Origin of the sequence: Streptomyces daghestanicus (genome assembly GCF_020521275.1) — a bacterium.
Taxonomy (GTDB): Bacteria; Actinomycetota; Actinomycetes; order Streptomycetales; family Streptomycetaceae; genus Streptomyces; species Streptomyces griseoviridis.
Map to the genome: position 1 here is coordinate 26312 of NZ_BNDX01000007.1, position 21385 is coordinate 47696.

Consider the following 21385-nt stretch of genomic DNA (forward strand, 5'->3'; position numbering starts at 1 on the left):
CGTGCGGCGTACAGCTCTCGCGCCAGCCTGGACCACGACTGCACACTGACGTGGACGGCATCCCGTTCCGCCCGTACGACGTCGGCGTCCGGGCAAGCGGCGGCCGTGGAGAGGCCGTTGCCGAGAACGGCGGAGGGCCTTCATAGCGGCCGGTAGCACTCCGCGGCCTGGTCTGCTTGAGCCGCTTGGCGCGAGCGTTCGCCTCGAAGACCTCGCCGATGCCGCCACCGACGGTGACGACCGCCTTGCTGACGGCCGGCAGCCCGCTCACGGCGACGGGAAGGCCGGCGGCGTCGAGCTCGGACACGTACAAGCCTGACGCTGTCCGCGCCGGTGCCGGTGGCCGTCCGCTTCACCAGGGCGGCGGCCGACGCGTACCTGCCACACTTCGAAGCCGCGGTGATCCCGTTCCGGCGCCGGCCGCCGGAGCCGGCCCGGCTGGTTGAACGCTTGGGGCCGGGTGCCGGCCTCCGCCGGCCCTCGGCGCCTGGCGGGTTCGCTCGACCGGACCGCGGATACCGCGGGCCCCGGCGGCCGGCCGGCGGTGCCGGGACCAGGGTGCGCCTGGTGCGGCGCGCGGGCGCGCCGCTGGTGCTGGTGGCCGAAGTGCGGCACGGGGCGGGGGCCGGTCAGGCGGTGCGAGACAGTTCCTGGGCGGTCACCGGGTGGGCGAACGGCCGGCCCCGGGCGTACCGGCTGATCTCGGCGGCGGCGTGGTCGGCCAGACGGCCGAGTTCACCGCCGAGCGAGCCGGCGATGTGCGGGGTCAGCAGCACGTTGGGCAGCCCGTACAGCGGCGAGTCGGCGGGCGGGACGTCCGGTTCCGTGACGTCGAGGACCGCGTGGATGCGCCCGGACGTCAGCTGGGTCACCAGTGCCTCGGTGTCGACCAGCGAGCCGCGCGCGGTGTTGACCAGGGTGGCCCCGTCGGGCAGCAGCGCGAGCCGCCGGGCGTCGAACAGGTGCCGGGTCTCGGGCAGTTCGGGCGCGTGGATGGTGACGACGTGACTGCGCCGGGCCAGTTCGTCGAGTCCGGCCCGGCGCACGCCGAGGCGGGCGGCCTCCGCGTCGTCCAGGTACGGGTCGTGGACCAGCACGGTGAAGTCGAACGGGCGGAGCAGTTCGATCACCCGGCGGCCGGTGCGGGAGGCACCGACGACGCCGACCACCCGGCGGTAGTTGCCGTGCCCGGCGTAGTAGGGCAGCAGCGGGTAGCGGACGCGCCGCTCCCGGTAGAGCCGGGCGCTGTCCAGGACGCGTTTGCCGGCCAGCAGGATCACGGCGAGGGTGTACTCGGCCACCGGCAGCGCGTTGGCCGCGGAGGCGCTGGAGACGGCGATCCCGCGTTCCCACACGGCGTCGGTGATGTGGTGTTTGACCGAGCCGGCGGCGTGCACCACGGCCCGCAGCCGGGGCATCGCGGTGAGCGCCCGGCCGGTGAGCGGTGGGCAGCCCCAGTGGGTGAGCAACACTTCGGCGTCCGCGAGGGCGGGCGCGGCGGCCGGGTCGGCGAAGTCGGTGACCAGGAGGTCCGGGGCGAGGTCGGCGACCTCCAGGAGGCGGTCGACGGCACCCTCGTGGCGCAGGGCGTCCCCGGTCTCGCGGGACATGGCGAGCACCGTACGGGGGCGGCGGGTGCTGACGAGGGCGGGGGCGGTGGTGCGGGGCGCGCGGGAGGTGTCCGGCGCCGTGTCGTCGGTGGCGGTCATGGTCACTTCACCGCGCCCGCGGTGAGGCCGGAGCGCCAGAAGCGCTGCAGGCAGACGAAGGCGATGACCAGCGGCACGACCGAGATCAGGGACCCGACGATGGTCAGCATCGCGAACTCCGGGTTCTGCTGGGACGACTTGCTCCAGATCGCCAGGCCCAGGGTGACCGGGTAGAGCCGGTCGTCGCTGAGCATGTACAGCGGCAGGACGAAGTTGTTCCAGCTGGCGGTGAAGGTGAACAGGAACAGGGTGACGAATCCCGGGGCGAGCATGGGCAGGCCGACGGAGCGGAAGACCCGCCACTCCCCGGCGCCGTCCATCCGGGCGGCCTCGACGACCTCGTCGGGCACATACCCCTCGGAGAACACCCGGGCCAGATAGACGCCGAACGGGTTGACGAGCAGCGGGACGAGCACCGACCAGTAGGTGTTGTCCAGGCCGGCCTCGCTGGCCAGCAGGTACTGCGGGAGCACCAGGACCGCGCTGGGGACCAGCACGCCGAGCAGTACCAGGCCGAACAGCTTCTCCTTGTACCGGAAGTCGTACTTGTCGAAGGCGAAGCCGACGGCGGTGCTGACCAGGGTGGACGCCAGGCAGCCCACCCCGAAGTACAGGACGCTGTTGAGCAGCCACCGCGCGAAGACGCCGTCGCCCTGCCGGAACAGCGCGCCCAGGTTGGCGAGGAGGTTGAAGTCGGCGAAGGTGAAGCCGCCGGTGCCGGCCAGGTCGCCGTGGTCCTTGGTGCTGGCGACCAGCAGCCAGGTCAGCGGCATCAGGGTGTACAGGGCGAAGAGGGCGAGGACGCCGTTGACGACGGCCTTGGAGGTCCAGGCGCCGCGCCGGCGGTGCGGCCGGGTTCCGGGGCGGCCGGCGCGGGGCGCGGAGCGGGGCGGGCCGACCGGCGGGACCGGGGGGCGGGTGGCGGGCCCGGGGGCGGTGTGCGTGCTCATGCTGCCTTCCAGCGGTTGCCGAGCTTGGTGACTGCGAAGGACAGGGCGCCGGCCAGCAGTGTGATGAGCAGTGCCGCGGCGGCGGCCAGGCCGGGCCGGTGGTCGACGAAGGCGGCCTTGTGCACGAACATCACCGGCGACCAGTCGCGGTTGACGCCTTCCGACTGCACGGTCAGCATGTACGGCTCGTTGAACAGCTGGATGGCTCCGACGCAGGTGAACAGCAGGCTGAGGACGAGAGCGGAGCGGATGTGCGGCACCTTGATGCTCAGCGCGGTGCGGATCGCTCCGGCGCCGTCCATCGTGGCCGCCTCCAGGGTCTCCCGGGGGATCGCCTGCAGCGCCGCGTACAGGATCACCATGTTGTATCCGACGTAGTGCCAGGTGACGATGTTGACGACGGACGGAACGGCCATCGGGGCGGAGAAGAAGTCGACGGTGACGCCGAGGGCGTCGAACCAGTCCATGACCGGACTGAGGCTCGGCGAGTACAGGTAGGCCCAGATGATCGCCGCGATCACGGTGGGCACCGTGTAGGGCAGGAACAGGGCCAGTTGGAACAGCCGTTTCGCCCGTGCGGCGGCCGAGTCCAGCAGCAGGGCGAGGAGCAGCGCGGCGCAGGTCATCAAGGGGACGTACAGGACGACGTAGCCGACGATGTGCAGGAAGGCGGCGCGCAGGGCGGGATCGGCGAGCGCGTCGGCGTAGTTGCCGAGTCCGGCGAAGACGGTCTCGGTGCCGCCGAAGCCGAGTCCGGAGGACTCCTCGCGGAAGAGGCTGGTCCACACCGCGTAACCGATCGGGACGACCATGACCAAGGTGAACAGGACGAAGAACGGGACGATGTAGGCCGCGGCGGCACGCCGTCGGGCGAGCGGGGCCGGGCGGCGGACGAGGGGCGGGGCCGGGATAGTCATGGGATCTCCTGACCGGGGGCGCGCCACACCGGGGCGGGGTGGAGTGGGGCAGGGTGAGGGCGGGGCGGGCGCCTGGTCGTGGTGGTGCGTGGGGACTGGGGACGGTACGTCGGGCAGGCAGCTGGCCGGGGGCCTGAGGGCGGCGAGGCGGCGCGGGTGGCCGCTCAGCCGTCGCTGGTCTTCAGGCCCCGGTCGTCGAGCGCCTTCACCGCCGCGCGCTGTGCCGCCGCGAAGCCGGCGGTCCAGCCGCCCTTGGCCACGGCGCTCTCGAACGCCTCGTTCACCGAGCCCTGCACCGGGCCCCAGGTCCAGCCCTTGACCACGGTGTCGACCTGGGCCGCCGCGACCTCGTACAGGTCGTTCGCGAAGTAGCCGCCGGACGCGCCGTCGAACTCGGCGGCCGCGACCTTCTGCATCCCGGCGCCGGCGGGCAGCACGCTGCTCGGCGCCTCGGCGTCGGAGAGCCGGGCCTTCATGGCGGCGGGGTCGGTGGTGAGCCACTCGATGAACTCGGTCGCCGCGTCGATGTGTTCGCTGCCCTTGGGCACGGCGAACGAGGTGCCGCCCCAGGTGCCGGTGGCCGGGGTCCCGTCCCAGGTGGGCAGTGGCGCCACCGCCCACCTGCCCTTCTGCTCCGGCAGCTGGGAGATGAGGCCGGCCCCGCTCCAGGGCGCCCCGATGAACGTGGCGACCTGTCCCTTCTTCCGGGCCGTGGTCTCCTCCTCGCTCCACGCGGGGTCGTTGCGCACGAGGCCGTCGCCGACCAGACCGTCCCAGTAGGCGGCGACCTTGCGGGCCGGTCCGTCGTCGACGCGCACGGTCCAGGCATCGCCGTCCACGCCGAATCCCTGTGAACCGGCTTGCCAGGCGAGCCCGTTGATGAAGGGGACGTCACCGCCCTTGGGGGCGTTGGCGATCCGTACGTCGCCGTCGGCCTTCCTGATCTTCTCGGCGGCCCTCTCGAACTCCGCCCAGGTGTGCGGCACTTCGACGCCGGCCTTGTCGAACAGGTCGGTCCGGTAGTAGAGGAGCTGCGGGGTGACGTCGAACGGCACGCCCCAGGTACGGCCGCCGGGGGTGACCAGCGAGCGCAGGCTCTCGGGGAAGGACCCGACCAGGTCACCGGTCTCCTCGGTGAGGTCCTCCAGGTTTCCCTGGCTGGCGAACTCGGGGAGCATCGCGTACTCCATGCCGACCACGTCGGGGGCGTTGCCTGCGTCGATCGCGCTGTCGATCTTGGAATAACCGTCGGTGCCGGCGGTGATCTCGGTGTACTTGACCTGGATGTCCTCGTGGGTGGCGTTGAACGCGTCGACCACGTCCTGGGTGCCGACCATCCAGGACCACATGGTGAGGGTGACCGGCTTGCCGTCCGAGGCGCCGGAGGTGCCGCCGTCCCCGCCGCCGCAGGCGCTGGTGGCGAGCAGGGCGAGGCATCCGGCGGAGGCCGCGAGAACCCGGCGGCGGGGGGCGCGGGGCGTGCGTGATCTGCGGGGCAGGGGCTTCATGGCACTGGCTCCTTGACGAGCGAAGCGAGATGAGCGGGAAGATTGCGGTCATCTTTCGGCCAAGACGATCGCCCGTCAAGAGCAAATGAACAAAGTGATCAAAACAATCATCTGACGATCGGTCAGGTCCCGTGGTGTCTCGCCTTGCTTCGATCAGCGCGCGGGCGGCGCGCTGGAGGCCCGTACCGTCAGCCGGGGCACCAGCGAGACGTGGCGGCTGGGGGCCGCCTCACCGCCGTCCCCGCCCCCGTGCCCGCCCAGTCGCGCGAGCATCAGCTCCACGGCGGTCTCCCCCACCGCCTGCCGCGGCGGCGCCACCGCGGTGAGCGGTACGTCGGCCAGGGCGGCCATCTCGTCCTCGTAGGCCACCAGGGACACGTCGTCCGGGATGGCCAGACCGTGTTCGCGCAGTCGTTGCGCCACGCCGATCGCGGTCTGGTCGTTGTGCACGATCGCGGCGGTCACCCCGTCGTCGAGCACCGCCCGGTACAGCAGGCGCGCGGCGGCGTCCAGGCTGCGCGGATCCTCGGGGTCGACGTCCACCGGGGTCAGCGCGGCCAGCCCGCGGGCCGCGACGGCCGCCTGGTAGCCCTCGCGGACCTGCGGGGACGTCGGGTTGTCCTGGGCCAGCAGCGACATCCTGCGGTGCCCGAGGCCGGCCAGGTGGTGCACGGCGGCCGCACCGCCCAGGACGTGGTCGGAGCGGGCGCTGTCCAGTCCGGCCAGCCGGCCGCCGACGGGGGCCCGGCGGTCCACCAGGACGGCCGGGACGCCGAGCGCGAGCAACTGCTCCTCCTGCTGGGCGCTGGGCACGCCGCGCTCCCAGCTCGGTTGCAGCAGCAGGCCGTCGACGCCCGCGTCGAGCATCCGGCCGATCTGCGCGGTGTCCTCCTCGGACCGCCAGTGCGCGATGCCGAGCACCAGCCGGCCGCCGCGGGCGGTGATGGCGTCCTGGGCGCCCCGGACCAGTTCGGCGAAGTAGTGCTCCATGCTGGGCACGACCATGCCGAGCACCGTCCCGGCCGGCGCCGCGCCCGCCGGGACGCGTCCGGTCCGGGCGGCTGCCGCAGGTTCCGCGCCGGCGCCGGCGGGCGTGGGGCCGGTGGCCGGCCGCGGCCAGGAGACGGAGCCGTGCAGCCTGGTCAGCCGCCCCTGCTCGGCCAGTGTCTCGACGTCGCGCCGCACCGTGACCGCGGAGACCGCGAGTTCCTCCGCCAGTTCCGTGACCCGCAGACTGCCTCGCCTGCGGACGATCTCCAGCACCCGCTCGTGGCGCTGATTGACATGCGACCGCATCCGCCGTCCTCCTGGTGATCCCCCGGTTCGCGCACGTTCCACCGAGCTCTTGTGATTGATTCTATCGACTTTTTCGTAGCTTACGTATTGAGCGTCTTGCTCGTCTCGTGCTAGAAACCGACCCACCCGTCACTGCCTCTCTGGCATCTCCCCTCTCCTCGCCTCTCCCCCTCCGCCCTTGGAGACATCATGCCCACACCCTGGTCCCGCCGTGGCTTCGTCAAGGCGACAGGTGGTGCCGCCGCCGCGCTCGGGCTGGCCGGAGCCATCCCGGTGACGACGGCGAGCGGTACGGCGTACGCCGCCGACGCCACCGACGGAGAAACCGGCACCGCGACCGCCCCGGCCGACGAGTTCGACCACCTGCGCAGCACCTGGCGCGGCTTGATCCTCGGGGCCGGTTTCAGCCCCACCGCCGAGCCGTTCGCCTCGAAACTCGCCCAGCTGGGCACCAGCGCCGCGGCCTGGCGCACCGCCATGAGCCCGACGGCCGGCTCGCTGTGGCCGCAGATGGTCTGGCTCGACCCGGAACCCGACACCGACACCGCCTCGTACACCTACTCGGCGCAGATCCAGCTCACCCTCCAGCGGCTGCGTTCGATGGCCGAGGCGTACGCACAGCCCGGCACCGGTCTGACCGGCGACACCGGCTACGCCCGGGACGTCGTGGCCGGCCTGCGGCACGTGGTCACCGATGTCTACCACGCGGGCCAGGCCCCCTACGGCAACTGGTACAACTGGCAGATCGGCGGCCCGCAGGCGCTGCTGGACGCGGCGATCATCCTGCACGACCACGTCGACGACGAGTTGCGGGCCGCGATCACCGCGGCGGTCGGCGCCTTCGTGCCGGACAGCGCGGTGGCGTCGTACTCGGGGACGTCGACCGGCGCCAACCGGGTCGACCTGTGCCGCACCATCGCGCTGAGCGGCCTGGTCGGCGCGAACGCGGGCCGGCTCTCCGTGGCCGCCGCGGCCCTCTCTCCCGTCTTCCCCTACGTCACCTCGGGCGACGGCCTCTACCGGGACGGGTCGTTCGTGCAGCACACCTGGGTGCCCTACGCCGGTTCGTACGGCGCGGACCTGTTCAGCGGGCTGAGCCTGCTGTTCGCCCTGCTGGCCGGCTCCCGGTGGGAGATCACCGACCCGGCACGGGAGAATTACTTCGACGCGGTGGAGCGGGCCTGGGCGCCGTTCCTCTTCAACGGGCTGTGCATGGACGCCGTATCCGGCCGGGCGATCTCCCGTGGCGTGCCGCCGGGCACCTCCGCCGGCGCCAACGACGACCATCTGCGCGGCCACGCGATCATCGCCTCGATCGTGGCGCTGGGCCGGGCGGCGAGCGCGGAGCAGAACGCCCGCTGGCGGGCGCTGGCCAAGGGCTGGGTCCAGCGGGCGTACTTCAGCGCCCCGCACACCGATCCCATGCTGGGCGTGTACAAGCTGGCCCAGCTCCAGGAGGTCGCGAACGACAGCACGGTCAAGCCGCTGCCGGAGCCCCTGGAGCACCGGCTCTTCCCGTCCCAGGACCGCGCGGTGCACCGCCGTACCGGCTGGGCGGCGTGTCTGTCCATGGCCTCGGAGCGGATCGCGCACTACGAGTGGGGCAACGGGGAGAACCTGCGGGGCTGGCACACCGGCGCCGGATGGCTGTCCTGGTGGGGCGACGACTTCGGCAACGAGCAGTACTCGCAGGGCTTCTGGGCCACCGTCGACCCGTACCGGCTGCCCGGCACCACCGTCTCCCGCAAGCGCCTCGCGGACGGTGAGGGCGGCCAGTGGGGCGCCGAGCGTCCGGACGCCCGGTGGGTCGGCGGGACGACGGACGGCACGTACGCGGCGGTCGGCCAGCACCTCAAGGGGTTGTCCTCGACCCTGGAAGCCCGCAAGTCGTGGTTCTTCCTGGACGAGGGGATCGTCTGTCTGGGCGCGGGGATCACGGCGGCGGACGGGCAGGCCGTCGACACGGTGGTCGACAACCGTCGGCTGGGCGGGGACGGCGCGGCGGCGCTGACCGTGGACGGCCGGCGGATGCCCGGCGGCTCCGGGTGGACGCGGACGTTCACCGACCCGGGGTGGGCGCACCTCGCCGGGCACGGCGGGTACGTCTTCCCCGAGGGCGGCCGGGTGACCGCGCTGCGCGAGGAGCGCACCGGCCGCTGGAGCGACATCCGCACCGGCTCCTCGACGGAACCGGTCACCGACCGGTACCTCACCCTGTACGTCGACCACGGCACCGACCCGGTGGACGCCGGGTATGCGTACGTGCTGCTGCCCGGCGCCGGTGCCGCCCGTACCGCGTCCCGGGCGGCCGGCGCGCGGGGGTTGCTGCGCACCCTGGTCAACACGCCCGAGGCGCAGGGCGTCCACGTTCCCTCGCTCGGTGTCACCGCCGTCAACTTCTGGGCCGAGGGCAGCGCCGCCGGGCTGACCGTGAGCGCGCCCTGCTCGGTGCTGGTGCGGCACGGGCGGGGCGGCACCGCCACGGTGTGCGTCGCCGATCCGACCCGCGAGCTGACCGCCCTCACCGTCACCTGGGATCACCGGGTCACCTCGGTGGTGTCCCGGCCCGGCACGGTCCGGGCGGCGTCGACCGGCCGGGAACTGAAACTGACGTTCGGTTCCCTGACCGCCGAGGCGGGCGCCACCCAGAAGACCACGGTGAGGACGGCGTGAGCGCCCGGACGCGGCGCGGCGCCGCCCTGCTGACCGGCCTGCTCTGTCTCGCGGTGCCCGCCTCCCCGGCGCACGCCGCGACCCTCTGGGACGGCGACGCGGGAGGCGGCACGGGCGTGTTCGGAAGCGTGGAGTGCGACGCCCCCGGCAGCCTCGTCACCGCCGCCAACCAGGACGGCCACGGCACGATCTTCCGCTACACCAAGCCCAGTGGTCTCATCCGCTGCGAGAACCGGGGCATCTCGGTGAACGGCTCCCGGTACGCGTTCGCACCGGGCACCACCTACTGGCTCGGCTGGGAGACCCAGTTGTCCACGGTGACCGGCGACTTCGTGACCTGGCAGTGGAAGTCGTATCCGAACGCCGAACAGAACTACCCGCTGATCATGACGGTGAAGAACGGCTCGGCGCGGCTTTTCCACGTCGACACCGACGCCACCTGGCACCTCATCTGGTCGGCGTCGGTCGCGGCAGGCCAGTGGAAGCGGTACGCGCTCGGCATCCGCACCTCGGAGTCGGCGGCGTCCGGCTGGGTCGAGCTGTACGCCGACGGCGTCCGGCAGACCTTCGCCGACGGCACCACCCGGTACGCGGCCCGTACCTGGGACAGCGCCAACGAACCCAAGTGGGGCGTCTACGACCGGGACACCCCGGAGAGCGCCGTGGTCAACCGGATCGACAGGCTGCGGGTGGGCACCGCCTACTCGGACGTCGACTGAACCACCTGTACGCACAGCTAAGGACCCGTCCCGATGAACGCATCACCCACGCCCGCCTTCGCCGTGACCGACGCCGGCTTCGAGCTGGCCGGGCGGCCGGTGCGGCTGCTCTCCGGCGCCCTGCACTACTTCCGGGTCCACGAGGAGCAGTGGCCGCACCGGCTCGGCATGCTCCGCGCGATGGGCCTGAACTGCGTGGAGACGTACGTCCCGTGGAACCTGCACGAGCCGTCACCCGGCCGTTACCGGGACCCGGAGGCGCTGGGCCGTTTCCTGGACGCGGCGCGGGCGGCGGGTCTGTGGGCGATCGTCCGGCCGGGCCCGTACATCTGCGCCGAGTGGGAGAACGGCGGCCTGCCGCACTGGCTGACCGGCGCCGTGGGCGGCCGGCTCCGCACCAGGGACCCGGAGTACCTGGAGCCGGTACGGCGCTGGTTCGCCCGGCTGCTCCCCCAGGTCGTGCAGCGGCAGGCGGACCGGGGCGGCCCCGTCCTGATGGTGCAGGTGGAGAACGAATACGGCAGTTACGGCTCCGACGCCGCGTACCTGCGCCGGCTCGCCGCGCTGCTGCGGGAGTCGGGCGTGACGGTGCCGTTGTTCACCTCCGACGGGCCGGAGGACCACATGCTCACCGGCGGTTCCCTGCCCGGGGTGCTGGCCACCGTCAACTTCGGCTCGGACGCCGCCGGTGCCTTCGCCGCCCTGCGCCGGCACCGGCCGACGGGTCCGCTGATGTGCATGGAATTCTGGTGCGGCTGGTTCGCGCACTGGGGCGACCGGCCCGTCGTACGGGACGCCGGGGACGCGGCGGCCGAACTGCGGGCCCTGCTGGAGCAGGGCGCCTCGGTGAACCTCTACATGGCACACGGCGGCACCAGCTTCGGCGGCTGGGCCGGCGCCAACCGGACCGGCGACCTCCACGACGGGGCCTTCCAGCCGACGGTGACCTCCTACGACTACGACGCCCCGATCGACGAGGCGGGCCGGCCCACCGAGAAATTCTGGCGTTTCCGTGAGGTGCTGGCCGAGTTCGCCGAGACCCCGCCGCCCGCCCTGCCCGCCCCGCCGCCGGTACTTCCCGCGCCCGTCACGGCCGCGCTGGACTCCTGGGTGCCGCTGGACGAGGTGACCGATCTCCTCGGCGGCCCGGAGCGCGTCTTCGGCTCCCCCCCGACCTTCGAGGAGCTGGACGTCGACCGGGGCGTGGTCCGCTACCGGGCCCGGGTCCCCGGTCCGCGCCCGCCGCTGCCGCTCACCCTTCCCGGCGCACGGGACGTGATCCGGCTGTTCGCGGACGGGGTACCGGTCGAGCCGGGCACCGACGTGCCGGGGCCGGCCGAGATCGAGATCTGGGTGGAGTCCCTCGGCCGCGTCAACTACGGCCCCCGGCTGGGCGAGCCCAAGGGCCTGACCGGCGGCATCCTCCACGAGCGGCAGTACCTGCACGGTGTGACCGCGCGCGGCCTGCGCCTGGACGCCTTCGACAACGCCGAGGCCGTCGCCGGACTGCCCTACCGGCCGGCACCGGCGGCCGGCACCGGCCTCTACCGGGGCGTCCTCGACGTGCCGGCCACCGGGGACGCCGTGCTGGAGCTGCCGGGCGCGGGGCGGGGCTTCGCCTGGCTCAACGGGTTCTGCCTCGGCCGCTACTGGTCGGCGGGGCCGCAGACCTCGCTGCACGTGCCCGGTCCGGTGCTGCGGGCCGGCCGCAACGAGCTGTGGGTGCTGGAGACGGAGTCCCCCGATGGCGGGGCGGCACCGTCCCGGTTCCGGGAGGCGGTGCTGGGACCACCCCGGCCGGCGTGAGATCGTCTCGGGACCGTCGCGGCCGGCGTGACCGGGGGCCTCCCGGCGCGGCCGGCGGAGGGCCGAAGCTGTCGGCGTACCCACCTCGCGGGCACCGAGGAGGAACAGCCGTCGGCCGCCGGCACGGGCGGGGCGGGCGTAGATCCGGCAGAGGTCGTCGAGGACGGCCCGCCGCCGCCGGAACGCGTGCGGGCCGGGAAGTCCGGCCGCCCGTCGCCGCGGGCGTGACGGACGCGGGCCCACAGCACGTCGTCGTGCCGGTCGAAGCGGCCTCCGTCTCCTGGCCGAGGCGCCCGCGCCGGATCGTGAGCGGCGCGCTCGTCACGATCTCTGCCGTCCGAGGCGTGATGTACGGGACGGGCAGGCCGCCCCCCGGTGCAGGGGGTGGCCGACCGCGCTCATGAGCCGTCCCCGATGCAGGGAACCGCGGCCTCCGCAGCCCGAAGCCGGGCGGCCACTGGGAGATCCCGGTGCTCATGTCGTGGGCGCCGATGAAGCCCTTGGCGCGGCCTGCGGACACGGCTCCGCAAGGCGGCACGGCCAACAGGTCAGCCGCTGGTCTTCTCCCGCCCCCGAGGATGACCGTTCCAGCGGTTCGAGGGCGTACGGCGGGAGGCAGGGCCCGGCTGACCTCCCGCCGGGCCCTGCCGCCCGTCAGCCGGGGCGCCGCCTGGTGCCGTCGCCGCTGCCGTTCAGCGGGATCAGACTCTCCAGGTGAGCGCCCTTGACCCAGGAGCCCAGCAGATCGCGGTGCAGGGCCACGATGTCCTGGCGCAGCGCCAGGCCCAGCGCGTCTCTCGTGAACGCGCGGCAGGTGGTGACGAACAGGGCGACGTCCGCGCCGTGCTCAAGACGGGCGGTGCCGACGAACTTCTGCATGTCCTGCGAGGACACACTCCGATGCGCCGCGTACTTCTTGCACTGGATGACCAGCTTGCGTCCGTCGGCCAGGTAGCCGACGACGTCCGCGCCCAGGTCCCCGCTCCTGCCGCTGACGACGACCTCTCTGCAGCCGTCCCGGCGGCACAACTGAGCGACATACGTCTCGAACTCCTGCCACGTCAAGGCGTCGACCTGGGCCATGGACAACTCGCGGGCCCGTGCCTCCTCCTGCGCCCGCCACGCCCGGTCCCGGCCGACCGCCTGGCGGTGCGCACGCAGCAGCGCCCAGCCGGCCCCGCCCAGCATGGCCACGGCGAGCACCGTCACCAGGACGGGCCACACCGTCGACCAGTTCGCGGCGACCCACACCACGGTGGCCACCGCCGCCACCACGGCCCAGACCCACAACCGCTTGCGGGTCTGCGTTCTCAAGCGCCGACGCCGACGCCGTGCCGCCATCACTCCCCCGCTCCCCGGGTCCGTGGTCCGCGGTGCGCCGCCGGGTTCCTGTCAGCTTCTCGTCGAACCGGCCGCGGGCCCCCGTACGCCGCCGCAGCCGCCGGCCGACGACGACTACGAGCAGGACCGCCACGGTGATGGTCACCGACCGCCCGCCCCGGCCTCCCCACGGACGACTGGATGCTGCCGTCGACCTCTTGTGTAGTGGCGTCTCGGTGATGCCGGAGGCGGGTTTCCGGGGAATGGCACAAAGCCATCGGACCTGGCCGAATACCGTGTGGTGGATCGCTGGTCGGCGGCGTGCGCGGTGCCGTACGGGTTTCCGGGTGCTCCATGCCCTCCCCTCCGCTCGGACGGCGCAGTCCACCGCCCTCGTCTCGTCTCCTGTGGTGGCGCAGACAGCACAGTTCCCGTGGGCGGTCGTACGCAGGGGGATGACCGCGCCGCCGGTGGCTTCGTCCGAGCGGAGCCGGATGCCGGACACGCTGTCGGCCCCGCGGCTGGGCGCAGCGTCACGGATGGGCGCCGTGTCACCGAGGCAGCGGTCGCTGATGTCTGCGATGAGGTCATAGAGCCTCATCGGCGGTGTCCGGCCGCTGGGCGGGGTTCTCGCCCACGAGCCGGTCGACCAGTTCCTCCGATTCCACCGGGGCGTCCGGACTCAGGGGGCGCAGTCGAGCGGGCGGCACCTTGAGGTGCTGGTTGCCTGCCGGGCGACGGCGGCGGCACCACGCCGGAGCCAACGGGGCAGCGAGGCCACGGTGATCGCTCCGCTTGCCGGAGCGGCCACGGCCCGGCCGAGGGCCGACAGTGTCGGGAAGCCCTTGAACACCTGCGGGGCGGGAAGTGGTCGAAGCGCTTCCGTCCTCACAAGACAGACCCCGGGCTCTCGACCGTGGCGCGTTGGTTGTCGTCGCGGATCCGAGTCGCCGGTCAGTTGCCCTCGTAGATCGTGGTGCACAGCAGTGTGGCGCCGTCGTCCACCACCGCTGCCCAGTAGCGTGTCCGGTCCCCTGCCGTCTGAAGGCAGTTGTTCGCGTTGGCGCCCGCCGGGGCGCGGTAGACGCCTGTGATCCGCATGATCTGGTTGTACGGGGCGGGCACCGGCTCGCGTCGGCAGTCCACGGCCGTCATCAGACCGAGTGAGATCAAGTTGCCGGACTGCTGGCCGAGCAGGCAGTAGGCGGCGTGGTAAATGCGGGTGAGGCAGAGCTTCGTGGTGTCGCCCGTGGTGGCGGACCGGTAGCTCCAGTACGACTTCCCTTGGCCGGTGGGGCAGGCCGTGTCGGTGGCGGTCACCTGGACCTGCGCCTGTTCGTCGGCGCAGGACACGGGGTCCGGCGGAACGGCTGCGCTCCAGGCGATACTGGTGGTGCCCCCGCGGCCGGTGTCGTAGACCGCCAGGCAGTCGCCGGCCGAAACGGCTTCGAACGACTCCTCGGTGGGATCCGGGGTGGGGGTCGACGGTTCGGAATCGGGATCGGGATCGGGATCGTCAGCGCTCTCCTCGGTGGTCTCCGGGTCATCTGAGATGTGGACGGCCGGTGAAGACACGTACGGGGCCGAGCTGGAACTGGGTGGGGGCGAGTCGGCCAACAGGTTCTTCAACTCCGCCGCGTTGCTCACGCCGAGCCAGGCCAGGATCGACAGCACGGATGCGATTCCGCCGACCAGTGTCCACAGCTTCGCAGTGGAATGATCATCGGATGCGCCTGCCACAGTTCCCTCCCCCGTCGAGGTTCAGGCGATATTAACTATTCCGGCGCTGCCGGGATGCGAACTTCCCGCATTTCCCCCTGTTGGCCCTCCGCGCACCTGCCCGAGGACCCGTCGGCGGCTCCGAGGGCGCCCACGGATATCTCGTCGCGCGTCATGATCGGCAGCCGTGTCGTGATGGGGTCACGACGGCCGGGTGAGTCGTATGCCGTCCACACCCAGCAGACCGAGCAGTGGCACCTTGGCGACGCGCTGGTGCGGATCGACGACGAGTCCGCACTCGCGGATCAGGTCCAGGAGCAGTTCGGCGAGCGGCATGACCATGTGCCGTCCCCAACAGCGCTCGGAGGAGTGCCCGAAGGGCAGATAGCCAGGAGTTGCCTCGGGGTCGAGGTGGTCCCACCGTTCGGGGCGGAAGCTGTCGGGATCGTCCCACAGGGCGGGGTCGCGGTGGGACAGCAGCGGCAGAAGCAGAACGTCGTCCTTCGCGCCGATGCGGGCATCGATGACGGGATACTCCGGCGAGGCATTGCGCAGGATGTTCCAGGACGGCGGCAGCAGGCGCAGTGATTCGTGGATGATGTGGCGGTTGGGGACGCCGTCGGCGAAGGGAGCGCCCAGCCACAGGGCATCGGCCACCAGGGTGGAGACGGTGAAGCACACCGGTGCCGCTGCTCTCCGGTAGATGCCCATGGCGTAGCGACGGTCCTGGTAACCCTTGGCCGCAGCGGCACGGTTGCCGAGGCCGGTCAGGTGCTCGGCGGGGCGGGGCCAGCCGGGGAGCGCCGCGCCCGCGGCGATGACCGACCAGGTGAGTTTGGGGGTCAGTTCCAGGGTGCGGCTCATCAGGACGCGCAGCCGTCGGGGATCCCGGCCGAGGATGAGGTCGCGCAGAAAGAGGTGTCCGGTCAGTGGCCAGGAGCCCGACAGGTCCACGGTGCCCTGCCGGGGCCGGCGCAGGGCCTCACGGACATCGTTGCCGACGGTGCGGGTGACCGAGGACGCCTCGGCCTTCGTGATGGAACGGCCGTGCAGTGGTTTGAAGGTGGGGCGTTCGGTCTCCGTGGCGCGGCGCGCGGCGAGGACACGGTCCATGATGTCGGGTCCGGCGACTCCGACGGTGTCGGGTTCCAGCCGGAAGACGTCCTGTCCGAGGTGGTCGTCCAGGAGGGCGGCGAGGCGCGGGGCAAGCTCGGTGGTGCGCGGGCGCACCGTCCCTGATGACGGCATGTGTCCTCCGGCGGGGCGATCGGGCTGGGCTGCGGATGGGCGCCCCCCTTCACCGGCCTCCTGGGGCGTCCTGAGGTGAGGCTGGTGCCGCCGGGCCGTCCTCGCGGCTGGCCCGGCGGCCTGCGCCCGTACGGGTCGGCTCAGTACCAGAGGTACCAGGCGTTCGCCTTGAGGCTCTTGCGGGCTGCGACGCGGTTGCGCAGGGAGAAGAGAAGCTTCATCGGTGCACCTCCTTACCAGGTGAAGATCACGTGACCAGGGGAAGCTACCGAGTACGGACCGCAGTTAATCTCTTGCTTGCTCAAAATGATGCTGATGGGGAGTTCGCCTGCAATCGGTCCCCGCGACCTCCGGGGTGTCACGAGGGTCGCGGCATGCTCGGCGACAGCACCCTCAAGCGGCTCGCGCTCCCCGGTGAAGCTTTGTTTCCCGGTCATCCGGCGAGGACGAGATCGTGAAGCGGGAAGTGCCGCGCAGCGTGTGGGGGACGCCTTCGTCTTTGAGACGACAACCGCGAAAGGTCTCCCGAGACTTCGTGCGGGCGGAGGCGTGCTCGACGTGAGCGCGGATTCCGCGGTGACAGGCGTTGTGTTCTTCTTTCCGGTCCGGGGCCGGCCCGGCCGGGTTCGCGGCGGCGGTGCGGGATGACAAGGCCGGTGCCGCGGTAGCCGCCGTCACGGTGGCGCGGCCGGCGGCGTCCTCGCCCCGGAGTGCTCGCATGCCGTGCAGTCGTCGCGGTTGCCGGTGACCGGTCGGCCGACAGCGACGAGTCGGCTGCCGGTCGACGATGACGACCTCGTGGACGGTGGGGTACCGGTGCACGCGGTGTCCCGCCACGGAGCCGGGGGCGCTGGGCGGTTGCCATCGACGCCGTGTCAGGCTGTCACCGACGGCGCCGGGCCCAGCGGTGCGCGAGGGAGGCTCCCGGACGTGCCGGGCCGGCCCGCGGCGCCGTACCGCCCGATGGCCGCGGCCCCGTGGCCGTTCGCCCCGTGGGTCCGTCCTCCCATGCCCCGCAAGGAGTTCTCCGTATGCGTGTTGTCCCCGGTCGTCAGCGCACCCCGGCTCGTCTGGCTGTCGGTGTCCTGCTCACCGGGCTGCTGCTCTCCTCCTGCTCCGCCTCGCCGTCCGGCGGTACGCGGGCAGCGCCGGACGGCTGGCGGCTGACATGGGCCGACGAATTCTCCGGAGCGGCGGGCGAGGCTCCCGACCCCGCCAAATGGGTCCACGACACGGGCGGGGAACCCCAGTGGGGCAACGAGGAGTGGCAGTACTACACCGACAGAACCGGCAACGCGGCCACCGACGGTGACGGTCACCTCGTCATCACCGCGCGCCGGGAGGAACTGCCGGGCATGGCCGACTGCCCGCACGGCACCTGCGACATCACCTCGGCCCGGCTGACGACGAAGGGCACGTTCTCCCAGACCTACGGGAAGATCGAGGCTCGCGTCAGGGTTCCCGGCGCCGGCCCCTTCCTCCCCGCGTTCTGGATGATGGGCGACGACGACACCACGTCCTGGCCCGGGAACGGGGAGATCGACGTCATGGAGGTAGTGGGCGGCGAACCGGACACCGTCTACGGAACCGTCCACGGACCTGGCTACGGGGACGAGGGAATCGGCGGCAGCCGTACCCTCCCGGACGGTAAGCGCTTCTCCGACGCCTTCCACACGTACGGCGTGGAGTGGGACGAGGACCGGATCGCCTGGTCCGTCGACGGTCACGAGTACCACACCGATCTGCGCGCGTCCCACGGCGCCGGACGGGAGTGGGTTTTCGACCAGGACTTCTACCTGCTGCTCAACCTGGCCGTCGGCGGCACCTGGCCCGGCCCCGTCCCCTCGTCCACCACGTTTCCGGTCCGCATGCTGACGGACTGGGTGCGTGTGTACGAGCGCGCCTGACCGCGGCGGGGCGGTGCGGTGTCTTCGGCGCGACCAGCACGGCGGGGGCGTCACCCATGCGGTGGCGCGTTCCATGGGACGGGTGGACGGGTACGAGGACAGCGATTACCGCAACACGGTTGAACACGCCGCACGAGTTCCTCCTCCTGACGCCCTTCTGACCCCGGCAGGTGAAGACGCGAGTGCCGCTTGCGCGGCCTGCCGGCCGCGTTCGTCTTCGCTGGTCGCGCGTTCGTTGCGCGCATACGGCAACCATGCTTGGCTCGCCCGATGAACTTTCTGTTGACCGCCGGTGGCCTGCGCAACGACACACTGCGGGACGCGCTGCGGGACATGCTGGGCAAGCCGTTCGGGTCGGCGAACGTCGTGTACGTGCCCACGGCTTCGGTCGCCGAGCCCGGGGACCACGGGTGGTTCCTCACCGACATGAACCGGCTGCACGGCCTCGGCTGGCGGGAGTTCGACGTCCTGGAACTGAACGGCCTGCCCCGGAGGATGGTGCTCGACCGGCTGCTGCACGCCGACGTCGTCTACGTCGGCGGCGGCAACCACTACCATCTCGCTCGCAGCATCACCGGCAACGGCCTGGCCGACGGCTTCCTGAAGGCGCTGGAGGACCGGGTCTACGTGGGTTTCAGCGCCGGCTCCATGATCTTCAGCCGTCATCTCACCGGGAACTCCGCCGACGTCATCGGAGACACCGAGGACCTGCGTGTGCTCGGCGAGGCGACCCTGGAGCCGCCGTTCGGCCTCTTCGACTGGTACCTCAAGCCCCATCTGTACTCGCCGGACTTCCCCGAGCGGGGCGACACCTGGGCCGACCGCATCGCCGCACGGGCGGACTTCCCGATCTACTTCATCGACGACGAGACGGCCGTTCGCGTCCGGGACGGCGAGGTGGACGTCCTTTCCGAGGGCCGGTGGCGCTTCCACCCCTGACCTGTGCCGTGGGAGGACGCCGGGGCCGGACGTACGCGAGGACGAGATACAGCCAAAGACGCTGGTTAGCGGGCTGTTGCCGCTGTGTAAAGGCGCAAGTGGTGGCCGTACGGGGAAGAGTCGCCCGCCCGGAGCAGGGCGACCGCTTTCCGGACAGTGATCTCCGCAGTGATGACAGCCCGACGACCGCGCTGCGATCATCGACGTGTGCCGAACCGTCGGCGCACTCCCCCGACTTCCCTTCGGACGCCGTCGCCCGTGCCGTTCGGCGTGGTCCGGCATGTCCGATGAGAGGAGCTGTTCCGTGGCGAAGCTGTCGCCTCCCGCACCTCACGAGGAATCCGAAAGACCCGGAAGATCCGGGACGCGCGCCGCGCGCCGGCGGCCGGCGTCCGTGTTCCTCTGGGTCGCGGCCTCCGCGTCCCTGGTCCTGTCGGCCGCCGCGGTACCGGCTCGCGCAGCCGGCGACGGCCCCCCGCGCCCGCCGGTCCCACGGCTTCTCAGAGCCGTCCCCGACCCCGCCGCCGAGTCCGTGCCGCTGACCGGGCAGCAACGGCACCGCCTGCTCGAACAGGCCGGTGACCGTCGCGAGGAGACCGCCCGCGCGGCCGGCCTGGGCGCCGACGAGGTGCTCCAGCCCAAGGACGTCGTCGAGGACGCCGACGGAACGGTGCACACCCGCTACGAGCGCACCTACCGGGGACTGCCCGTCATCGGCGGTGACCTCGTCGTCCACGACGGCCCGTCGGAGCACTCGGTGACCTGGAACGCCCGTCGTGACCTGGGCTCCCCCTCGACCCGGGCCGAGATCTCCTCGGCCGACGCGGGACAGCGGGCACGGTCCTGGGCCGCCTCCCGCCTCGGTGGCGGCGAGACGGACCGGACGCGGTCGCGCCGCGTCGTCTGGGCGGCGGCGGGGACGCCTCGCCTGGCGTGGGACAACGTTGTCGAAGGCACCCGGGAAGACGGCACACCGAGTCGGTTGCACGTCCTGACCGACGCGTCGACCGGCGGACGGCTCGCCTCCTGGGACGAGATCCAGGCGGGCGAGGGCATCAGCCAGTACAGCGGGCCGGTGCCCCTGGCCACGACCCGCAAGGGGGACGCGTACGAACTGTCCGACCCCCAGCGGGGCGGCCACCGCACCTACGACGTGGGCGACGGCAGCCCCGTACTGCTGACGGACCCCGACGACCGGTGGGGCGACGGCACCGCCGCGAGCCCCCAGACGGCGGCCGTCGACGCGGCCTGGGGCGCCCAGCGCACCTGGGACTTCTACCACGACCGCTTCGGACGCAACGGCATAGCCGACGACGGGGTGGGCGCGACCTCCCGGGTGCACTTCGGCGACGCCTACGCCAACGCCTTCTGGGACGACCTCTGCTTCTGCATGACCTACGGCGACGGCATGAACGACCAGCGGCCGCTGACCGAACTGGACATCGCCGCGCACGAGATGACCCACGGCGTCACCGCGCACACCGCCGGCCTGATCTACACCGGGGAGTCCGGCGGGCTGAACGAGGCCACGAGCGACATCATGGGAACCGCCGTCGAGTTCTTCGCCGCCGGTGCGCGGGACGTGCCGGACTACATGATCGGCGAGCTGGCCGACGTCCGGGGCACCGGGAAGCCTCTGCGGTACATGGACGAGCCCTCCAAGGACGCCTCCGCCAAGGGCACCTCACAGGATTACTGGACGGCCGGGACCCGGAAGCTGGACCCGCACTTCAGCTCGGGCGTCGGCAACCACTTCTTCTACCTGCTGGCCGAGGGCAGCGGCAGCAGGACGGTCAACGGCGTCACCTACAGCAGTCCCACCCACGACGGGCTCCCGGTGGCGGGCATCGGTCTGCACAACGCCACGAACGTCTGGTACCGGGCACTCACCCGCTACATGACCAGCACCACCGACTACGCCGGAGCGCGAGTGGCCACCCTGCGCGCCGCCGCCGACCTCTTCGGCACCACCAGCGACGCCTACGAGGCGGTCGGCAACGCGTGGGCCGCCGTCGACGTAGGCCCCCGCTACGTCAGCCACATCGCCGTCGACGCTCCGCCGTCCCGCGACGCCGCCGTGGGCCAGCCGGTCGACCGGACGATCACGGCGACCTCGACCCGGCCGGGCGCGCTGACGTACGCGGCCACGGGTCTCCCGGACGGCCTCGGCATCGGTGCCGCCGACGGCCGTATCACCGGCACACCCATCCGGGCGGGTGAGTACTCCGTCGAGGTGACCGTCACCAACTCCGCAGCCGAGACACGGCGGCTCGCCTACCGGTGGACGGTGCTGGCGTCGGGCGGCGATCACTTCGTCAACCCGGACCGGTTCGACATCCCGAACTGGCGGTCCGTCACGTCACCTCTGACGGTCACCGGACGGGACGGAGCGGCACCGGACGACCTGAAGGTGACCGTGGACCTCGTCCACGACTTCATCGGCGGGCAGATCATCGAGCTGGTCGCCGAGGACGGAACCGCGCTGATGGTGAAGGACTTCGTCTGGGACACCGGCAGTGAGCTGCACGCCACCTTCACCGTCGACGCCTCGGCGCTGCCCGCGAACGGGACGTGGACACTGCGGGTCACCGACAACACTCCCGGCATCTTCCTTACCGAACCCGGCTATCTCGACCGCTGGTCGCTGACCTTCTGACCCCCGAAGGCCCCGTCC

15 protein-coding genes are annotated in these 21385 nt (G+C 72.1%); 6 read left to right on the plus strand and 9 right to left on the minus strand.

All coding sequences use genetic code 11. The features are described 5' to 3' along the window. Positions 1-629: 629 nt before the first annotated feature. The 5 genes from Sdagh_RS07490 to Sdagh_RS07510 form a co-directional block, all read right to left on the minus strand. Entirely contained in the window at positions 630-1610 is a 981-nt protein-coding gene (locus Sdagh_RS07490; protein WP_189419553.1) for a hydroxyacid dehydrogenase, read from the minus strand. Positions 1611-1711: 101 nt separating this feature from the next. Further along, complete coding sequence (locus Sdagh_RS07495) at positions 1712-2659, minus strand: carbohydrate ABC transporter permease (protein ID WP_190076845.1); 948 nt, start codon at positions 2657-2659, stop codon at positions 1712-1714. Beyond that, positions 2656-3576 carry a carbohydrate ABC transporter permease gene (locus tag Sdagh_RS07500; RefSeq protein WP_190076844.1) on the minus strand — a complete coding sequence of 307 codons (921 nt, stop codon included), beginning with the start codon at positions 3574-3576 and terminating at the stop codon, positions 2656-2658. The genes Sdagh_RS07495 and Sdagh_RS07500 overlap by 4 nt, the downstream gene beginning before the upstream one ends. A 164-nt stretch (positions 3577-3740) precedes the next feature. Then, positions 3741-5084, minus strand: a complete 1344-nt coding sequence (locus tag Sdagh_RS07505; RefSeq protein ID WP_190076843.1) for an ABC transporter substrate-binding protein — start codon at positions 5082-5084, stop codon at positions 3741-3743. Between the two features lie 153 nt (positions 5085-5237). Next, on the minus strand, positions 5238-6380 hold the full coding sequence (locus Sdagh_RS07510; protein ID WP_189419510.1) for a substrate-binding domain-containing protein: 1143 nt from the start codon (positions 6378-6380) through the stop codon (positions 5238-5240). Positions 6381-6569: 189 nt separating this feature from the next. Between Sdagh_RS07510 and Sdagh_RS07515 the strand changes: the two genes are divergently transcribed. Genes Sdagh_RS07515 through Sdagh_RS07525 form a run of 3 tightly spaced genes read left to right on the plus strand, consistent with a single transcriptional unit; the run spans position 6570 to position 11578 of the window. Then, on the plus strand, positions 6570-9053 hold the full coding sequence (locus tag Sdagh_RS07515; protein ID WP_190076842.1) for a polysaccharide lyase 8 family protein: 2484 nt from the start codon (positions 6570-6572) through the stop codon (positions 9051-9053). Further along, a complete protein-coding gene (locus Sdagh_RS07520; protein ID WP_190076841.1) occupies positions 9050-9772 on the plus strand; it encodes a heparin lyase I family protein in 723 nt (240 codons plus the stop codon). The genes Sdagh_RS07515 and Sdagh_RS07520 overlap by 4 nt, the downstream gene beginning before the upstream one ends. A gap of 33 nt (positions 9773-9805) precedes the next feature. Next, positions 9806-11578: a glycoside hydrolase family 35 protein gene (locus tag Sdagh_RS07525; RefSeq protein WP_189419503.1), complete on the plus strand. Its 1773-nt coding sequence runs from the start codon at positions 9806-9808 to the stop codon at positions 11576-11578. A 654-nt stretch (positions 11579-12232) separates the two neighbouring features. Here the strand turns inward: Sdagh_RS07525 and Sdagh_RS07530 are convergent. The 4 genes from Sdagh_RS07530 to Sdagh_RS36880 form a co-directional block, all read right to left on the minus strand. Continuing rightward, positions 12233-12829 carry a restriction endonuclease gene (locus Sdagh_RS07530; RefSeq protein ID WP_226534925.1) on the minus strand — a complete coding sequence of 199 codons (597 nt, stop codon included), beginning with the start codon at positions 12827-12829 and terminating at the stop codon, positions 12233-12235. Between the two features lie 1023 nt (positions 12830-13852). Beyond that, positions 13853-14638, minus strand: coding sequence for an LppU/SCO3897 family protein (locus Sdagh_RS07535; RefSeq protein ID WP_189419498.1), 786 nt, complete (start codon positions 14636-14638; stop codon positions 13853-13855). 180 nt (positions 14639-14818) lie between these two features. Beyond that, positions 14819-15865, minus strand: a complete 1047-nt coding sequence (locus tag Sdagh_RS07540) for a cytochrome P450 (protein ID WP_189419496.1) — start codon at positions 15863-15865, stop codon at positions 14819-14821. A gap of 140 nt (positions 15866-16005) precedes the next feature. Next, the gene (locus Sdagh_RS36880; protein ID WP_226534927.1) at positions 16006-16086 is read right to left on the minus strand and encodes a tryptorubin family RiPP precursor; all 81 of its coding nucleotides are present in this window, start codon (positions 16084-16086) and stop codon (positions 16006-16008) included. 810 nt (positions 16087-16896) lie between these two features. On the opposite strand from Sdagh_RS36880, the gene Sdagh_RS07550 reads away from it, so the two are divergent. The 3 genes from Sdagh_RS07550 to Sdagh_RS07560 all read left to right on the plus strand — a co-directional run bounded on the left by Sdagh_RS07550 (position 16897) and on the right by Sdagh_RS07560 (position 21367). Beyond that, positions 16897-17772, plus strand: a complete 876-nt coding sequence (locus Sdagh_RS07550; protein WP_189419494.1) for a glycoside hydrolase family 16 protein — start codon at positions 16897-16899, stop codon at positions 17770-17772. 270 nt (positions 17773-18042) lie between these two features. After that, on the plus strand, positions 18043-18711 hold the full coding sequence (locus tag Sdagh_RS07555; protein ID WP_190076840.1) for a Type 1 glutamine amidotransferase-like domain-containing protein: 669 nt from the start codon (positions 18043-18045) through the stop codon (positions 18709-18711). 280 nt (positions 18712-18991) lie between these two features. Further along, entirely contained in the window at positions 18992-21367 is a 2376-nt protein-coding gene (locus Sdagh_RS07560; RefSeq protein WP_189419490.1) for a M4 family metallopeptidase, read from the plus strand. Positions 21368-21385: the final 18 nt, after the last annotated feature.

Coding starts and splice junctions, on each gene's coding strand:
- Sdagh_RS07490 (WP_189419553.1), bottom strand. CDS start 1,610: ATGTCCCGCGAGACCGGGGACGCCCTGCGCCACGAGGGTGCCGTCGAC.
- Sdagh_RS07495 (WP_190076845.1), bottom strand. CDS start 2,659: ATGAGCACGCACACCGCCCCCGGGCCCGCCACCCGCCCCCCGGTCCCG.
- Sdagh_RS07515 (WP_190076842.1), top strand. CDS start 6,570: ATGCCCACACCCTGGTCCCGCCGTGGCTTCGTCAAGGCGACAGGTGGT.
- Sdagh_RS07510 (WP_189419510.1), bottom strand. CDS start 6,380: ATGCGGTCGCATGTCAATCAGCGCCACGAGCGGGTGCTGGAGATCGTC.
- Sdagh_RS07555 (WP_190076840.1), top strand. CDS start 18,043: ATGAACTTTCTGTTGACCGCCGGTGGCCTGCGCAACGACACACTGCGG.
- Sdagh_RS07505 (WP_190076843.1), bottom strand. CDS start 5,084: ATGAAGCCCCTGCCCCGCAGATCACGCACGCCCCGCGCCCCCCGCCGC.
- Sdagh_RS36880 (WP_226534927.1), bottom strand. CDS start 16,086: ATGAAGCTTCTCTTCTCCCTGCGCAACCGCGTCGCAGCCCGCAAGAGC.
- Sdagh_RS07500 (WP_190076844.1), bottom strand. CDS start 3,576: ATGACTATCCCGGCCCCGCCCCTCGTCCGCCGCCCGGCCCCGCTCGCC.
- Sdagh_RS07525 (WP_189419503.1), top strand. CDS start 9,806: ATGAACGCATCACCCACGCCCGCCTTCGCCGTGACCGACGCCGGCTTC.
- Sdagh_RS07550 (WP_189419494.1), top strand. CDS start 16,897: ATGCGTGTTGTCCCCGGTCGTCAGCGCACCCCGGCTCGTCTGGCTGTC.
- Sdagh_RS07540 (WP_189419496.1), bottom strand. CDS start 15,865: ATGCCGTCATCAGGGACGGTGCGCCCGCGCACCACCGAGCTTGCCCCG.
- Sdagh_RS07560 (WP_189419490.1), top strand. CDS start 18,992: ATGTCCGATGAGAGGAGCTGTTCCGTGGCGAAGCTGTCGCCTCCCGCA.